General features: G+C 73.1%; 6 protein-coding genes. All 6 read right to left on the minus strand.

The annotated features are described in order from the left end of the window. A partial coding sequence (locus NON22_RS20375; RefSeq protein WP_484600510.1) for a glycosyltransferase family protein occupies positions 1 to 524 on the minus strand: 524 nt, incomplete at its 3' end. Continuing rightward, positions 521 to 1078 (minus strand): hypothetical protein, encoded by a 558-nt coding sequence (locus NON22_RS20380; protein ID WP_257388814.1) that lies wholly within the window; start codon positions 1076 to 1078, stop codon positions 521 to 523. The genes NON22_RS20380 and NON22_RS20375, both read right to left, overlap by 4 nt. Further along, on the minus strand, positions 1075 to 2214 hold the full coding sequence (locus tag NON22_RS20385) for a glycosyltransferase (protein ID WP_257388815.1): 1140 nt from the start codon (positions 2212 to 2214) through the stop codon (positions 1075 to 1077). Before NON22_RS20385 ends, NON22_RS20380 begins: the two co-directional genes overlap by 4 nt. Continuing rightward, entirely contained in the window at positions 2208 to 3161 is a 954-nt protein-coding gene (locus NON22_RS20390) for an NAD-dependent epimerase/dehydratase family protein (protein ID WP_257388816.1), read from the minus strand. The genes NON22_RS20385 and NON22_RS20390 overlap by 7 nt, the downstream gene beginning before the upstream one ends. Then, positions 3158 to 4027, minus strand: coding sequence for an MBL fold metallo-hydrolase (locus tag NON22_RS20395; RefSeq protein ID WP_257388818.1), 870 nt, complete (start codon positions 4025 to 4027; stop codon positions 3158 to 3160). Before NON22_RS20395 ends, NON22_RS20390 begins: the two co-directional genes overlap by 4 nt. Positions 4028 to 4030: 3 nt before the next feature. After that, the coding region (locus NON22_RS20400) for a 3-oxoacyl-[acyl-carrier-protein] synthase III C-terminal domain-containing protein (RefSeq protein WP_257388820.1) at positions 4031 to 4889 on the minus strand (859 nt) is incomplete at its 5' end.

Consider the following 4889-nt stretch of genomic DNA (forward strand, 5'->3'; position numbering starts at 1 on the left):
CGCTTGAACGTGCGGACCGCGCCGCGGCCGAGCGCGTCGCGCAGGCGCCCGCGCAGACCGGCGCGCGGCTGCCAGCCGCCGAGATAGGCCGGCGGCCCGCCGGGCGCTTCGAGCACGCAGGGCGAGGGCAGGCTCGTCCACCAGGGAATCCGCAGCGCGCGCGCGACGCTGCCGGTGACCGGCAAGGTGAAATCGGCGATCAGCAATTGCGGCGTCCAGTGTTGCAGGGCCGCGGCGAGCTCGCTGCGGAAGCGCTGCATCAGCGCGAGATTCGCGCGCAGCTGCGCATGCAGGCGCAGCGGGTTGCTGCCGGCGCGCCGCGGCGGGTTCGCGATCGCGGCGATCGCCGTGTCGGCGCCGGGCAGCAGGGTTACGCCGGCAAGGTCGGCACCGGCGATCGCGGCCTGCGCGGCGGCGCTGCTGAACACGCGGACTTCGGCCGTGCCGGCCAGCGCGCGGCCGATGCCGAGCAGCGGATGCAGATGACCGCTGAACGGCGGCGCGACGAGCGCGACGCGGTTCATGCCGCTGCCTGCCGCGCGGCGAAAAAGGCGCGGCAGTGCTGCAACACGTCGGCCTGGGCGAGATAGTCCATGTGCCCGGCTGCGACGCGCACGTCGGCCTGCGGAAAATACCAGCGCGACAGCAGGTCGCGATGGCCCTGCAGCAGCAGGCAGTCGCAGTCGGGCCGGCGGCGTGCGACCGGGCCGTAGGCGAACACGGCGACGCGATCCAGCAGGTCGCGCGGCAGTTGCAGGTTGACGAGCAGCTCGAGGCCGCAGCTGCCGGCGAGCAGCAGGCTGCGATCGCGGCGCGCGAGCAGCGCTTCGACGGCGGGCCGATGGCGGCGGCGGAACGCGACGCCGCGCGAGTCCAGGTACTGCCGCGCGTTCGCGATGCTCGCGCGCCACAGCGGCACGGCGCGGAACGCCGGCGTGTCGTCGGCGTACGGAAAGTTGCGGTCGACCGCGGCGCTCGCGGCGAACGCCGCGACGAAGCGTTGCTGCGACGGACTCAATGCGCAGCCCTGCGGATCGCTCTGGCCCGTCAGGAACGCGACCTGCCAGCGCGGAGTCATGCGACCGGCTCGAAGTCGTCGTTGGTGTGCACGCGGTAGTGCCGCGTGCGCCAGCGGATGCGCCGCTGCAGCAGCGCGTGCAGCGCATGCAGCGGCTGCAACAGCTCGGCGATCAGCGACGGCGCGAACCGGTGCCGCGTCGCGCCGGTGAAATGCCGCTGCACCGCGCGCAGGCCGACGCTGCGCAGCGCGAGCAGCGCGGCGATCGCGACCAGCGCCGCCGGCCGCGTCGCGACGGCGGCCGCGACCAGCGTCGTCCACAGCAGCAGCGGCGGCAGGCCGTGTAGCAGCAGGATGCTCGCGCGCAGCGCGGATGGCTGGTGCTGCAAGAGCAGCAGTGCGAACAGGAACCAGCGGTGCAGCAGCTGCGCGTAGTGACGCAGGTCGCGCACGCTCGTGCGCACGAACAGCGGCGCGGTGCTTTGAACGATGCGCCCGCCGCAGGCCTGCAGCCGCCTCGCGACGGCGAGATCGTCGGTCAGCTGCCGGGTCAGCGGCGCGAAGCCGCCCATGCGCGCGAATGCGTCCCCGCGCAGCGCATAGCCCATGCCGTTGATGCTCGGCGGCGGCCAGAAATTCAGCAGCGGCAGATACGTCAGCGCCGCATTGTTGTCGACGAACTGGGCGAGCAGGCGCGAGGCGAAGCGGCCGTCGTCGAGATAGCAGGGCAGGCCGGTCGCGAGATCGGCGTCGTCGAGCGCGGCGAGCAGCGCGGCGAGGCTCGCGGCCGGCAGCTCGGTGTCGTCGTCGAGCACGACGAAATGCGGTGTCGCGAGGTACGGCTGCGCGAGCGCGAGCTTGTGCATCTTCGGATTGTGTCCGGCCGGCGCCGGCGGCAGCACCAGGCACGTGATCGCGACGTCCGGAAGGCGTTCGCACAGGCCTTGCGCGACGTCGCGGCCGACCGCGTCGTCGGTGTCGAGCAGCCAGAGGAAACGGCAGTGCGGCAGCGCGCGCAGGTTGCGCGCGAGCACGTCGGACAGCGCCGGATCGCCTCCGAGTATCGGCTGCACGATCGTCGTCGACGGAGCGACGGCGGTGCCGGGCGGCGGCGCGCCGCGGCGCAGCGCGAGCAGAATCTTGGCGGACAGCAGCGCCGCATAGGCCAGCGCCGGCGCGAGCACGAGGCTCAGCATTGCGTGCGCTGCCAGGCGACGAAGCGCTCGACGCCGTCGGCGAGCGACACCGACGGCGGACCCAGATCGCGCAGCGCGCGCGTGACGTCGAAGGTCTTGGACTGCGTGAACACCGCGACGCCGAATCGCGTGATCGGCGGCTCTCCGGACAGGCGCAGCAGGCGATAGATCCATTCGCCGGCCGCCGCCGCCGCGCGCGCGATGCGCAGCGACACGCGCCGCTGCGGCCGCGGCAGGCCGAGCTGCTCGAATGCGGCCAGCAGGAAATCCTGGATCGCGACCGGCGCGGCATTGGTCAGGTTGTAGCTGCCGGAGAGGTCGTCGCGCAACGCGAGCGCCAGCAGGTAGTCGCACAAGGTCTCGATGTAGATCAGGTCGCCGATCGCCGGCGCGCCGCCGGTGTCGATCAGCGGCAGCCGGCCCTGTCGCGCCGCGCGCAGGATGCGCGGGAACAGCACCGTGTCGCCGGGGCCGAACACGGCGCGCGGCCGCGCGATGACCCAGGAACCCTCGTACCCGGCGACGAGCCGTTCGCCGGCATACTTCGTCGCGGCATAGTCGTTGACGAAGGCCGGGCCTATCGGGCTGTCCTCGGTCAGGCCGAACTGGTCCTCGTCGCGATAGAACACCGAACTCGAGGACACATAGACGATTCGCGGCAGGCCGTTGCGGCGGCACCAGTCCAGCAGCTCGCGCGTCGCGGCCACGTTATGGCGCTCGTACTCGGCGCGCGTGCCCCAGGGCGACGAGCGCGCGGCCGCATGAATCACGACGTCGGCGCGGAAATCCAGATCGAACGGCCGCGACAGGTCGATCGCGCTGTAGTCCGCCCGCGCGAGCGCGCGCCGGCCTATGCCGTGCCAGCGCAGATCCTCGCGGCCGGCGAAGCGTTCGAGCAGCGCGGTGCCGATGAAGCCCGACGCGCCGGTCAGCAGGATGCGCTTCATGCGGCCGCCCTCGCCGTCGCCGGCGCATAGGCCTGCAAAGTCTCGGCGCAATGCGACGGCACGATCAGGAGCTCAGGCTGGCGCCGCGCGACCGCCTGCAGCCCGGCCAGGGTCGCGCGATAGGCCTGCCAGTCGTGCATCAACGGCCGTGCGAGCAAGGACGGCATGCGCTGCTCGCGCCACGCGCGCGCCGACCAGCAGGCGTCGGCGGCGAGCAGCAGCGGCCGGTCGTCGCGGTCGCGCAGCAGCAGTCCCATCTGCGCGCGGCTGTGGCCCGGCAGCGGCACGGCGAGCAGGCTGCCGTCGCCGAGCAGGTCATGGCCGAAGTCGAACGGCGCCCACAGCGGGCCGAGCGCGACGCCGGGCGCGTCGTCGGCATAGTCCAGCCGCGCGGCGAAATCCGCCGGCAGCAGCGCCGGCAATATCGCGCGGGTCAGGCCGCGCAGGCGCGACAGGCCGGCCAGTCCGGCGATCTCGCCGCGCAATGCGCTGAAGCGCGCATTCGGCAGATCGCGCAGCCCGGCGACGTGGTCCGCATGCAAGTGCGAGATCAGCACGCGGCGGACGTCGCCGAGCGCGACGCCGCGCGCGGCGAGCTGGTGCTGCAGGGTCTGCGCCGGCGCGAGCTGCACCGGCGTGATCCAGCGGTAGACGCATTCGGGGAAGCGCGCCGTGGCCGCGTCGAAATGCGCCGCATAGCCCGTGTCGTAGAGCAGCGCGCCATGCGTCGGATGGATCAGCAGCGCGCTCAGCGCCGGAAACTCCGCGGCGCTCCAGCGGCCGCCGCGCAGGGTGATCCATTCGGGATGGCGGCAACGGCCGACCTGCAGCAGATGCACCTCGATGCGCGGCGCGGCTCCGATCATGGCTCAGCTCCGCAACACCAGGCCGCCCAGGCTGACGCCGGCGCCGGTGCCGATCAGCAGCACGTTCATGCCGGCCTGCAGGCGTCCGTCGGCGCGCGCCGCATGCAGTGCGCTCGGCAGCGACGCGGCGACCTGGTTGCCGTGGGTCGCGAAGATGTCGACGAGGCGCGCGGCCGGCAGGCGCAGCAGCCGCGCGAGGAAATCCAGGCCGTGGCGGCTGGCCTGATGCGGCACGACGAGATCGATCGCGCCGCGTTCGAGGCCGGCGCGCGCGAGCAGCGCGTCGATGAACTCGCCGAGATGGCGCGCGGCCAGACGGAACACGGCCTGGCCGTCCATGCGGAACTGCGCCAGCGGCGCGAACGGTTCGTCGATGCGGCTCGGGTGATGGCGCGAGCCGCCGCCGCGGATCTCGCAGAAATGCGCGCCTTCGCTGTAGGTCGCGAACGACGCGGCGAGCAGTCCGGCCGGCGCCTGTGCCGCATTGCCGGTTTCGTCGCCGTCGACGACGAACGCCGCGGCGCCGTCGCCGAAGATCGCGCTGGCTTCGAGATGCGTCCAGTCCAGCCCGCAGGAGGCGATGTCGGCCGCGACGACCAGCACGCGGCGATAGCGGCCGGCGGCGATCAGCGCGCTCGCCGTGTCGAGCGCGACGAGGAAGCCCAGACAGCTCGCGCCGACGTCGAACGCGGGCAGGCCGCGCGCGGCTTCGCCGAGCTCGCGATGGATCAGCGCCGCATTGCAGGGCATGGCCTGGTCCATGGTCGCGCTGGCGGCCATCAGCAGGTCGACGTCGGCGAGCTCCAGCCCGGCCGCGGCCAGGGCGTCGCGCGCCGCCGCGGCGCCGAGCTCGGCCGCGCTG

Origin of the sequence: Tahibacter caeni, assembly GCF_024609805.1 — a bacterium.
In the GTDB taxonomy this organism is placed as follows: Bacteria; Pseudomonadota; Gammaproteobacteria; order Xanthomonadales; family Rhodanobacteraceae; genus Tahibacter; species Tahibacter caeni.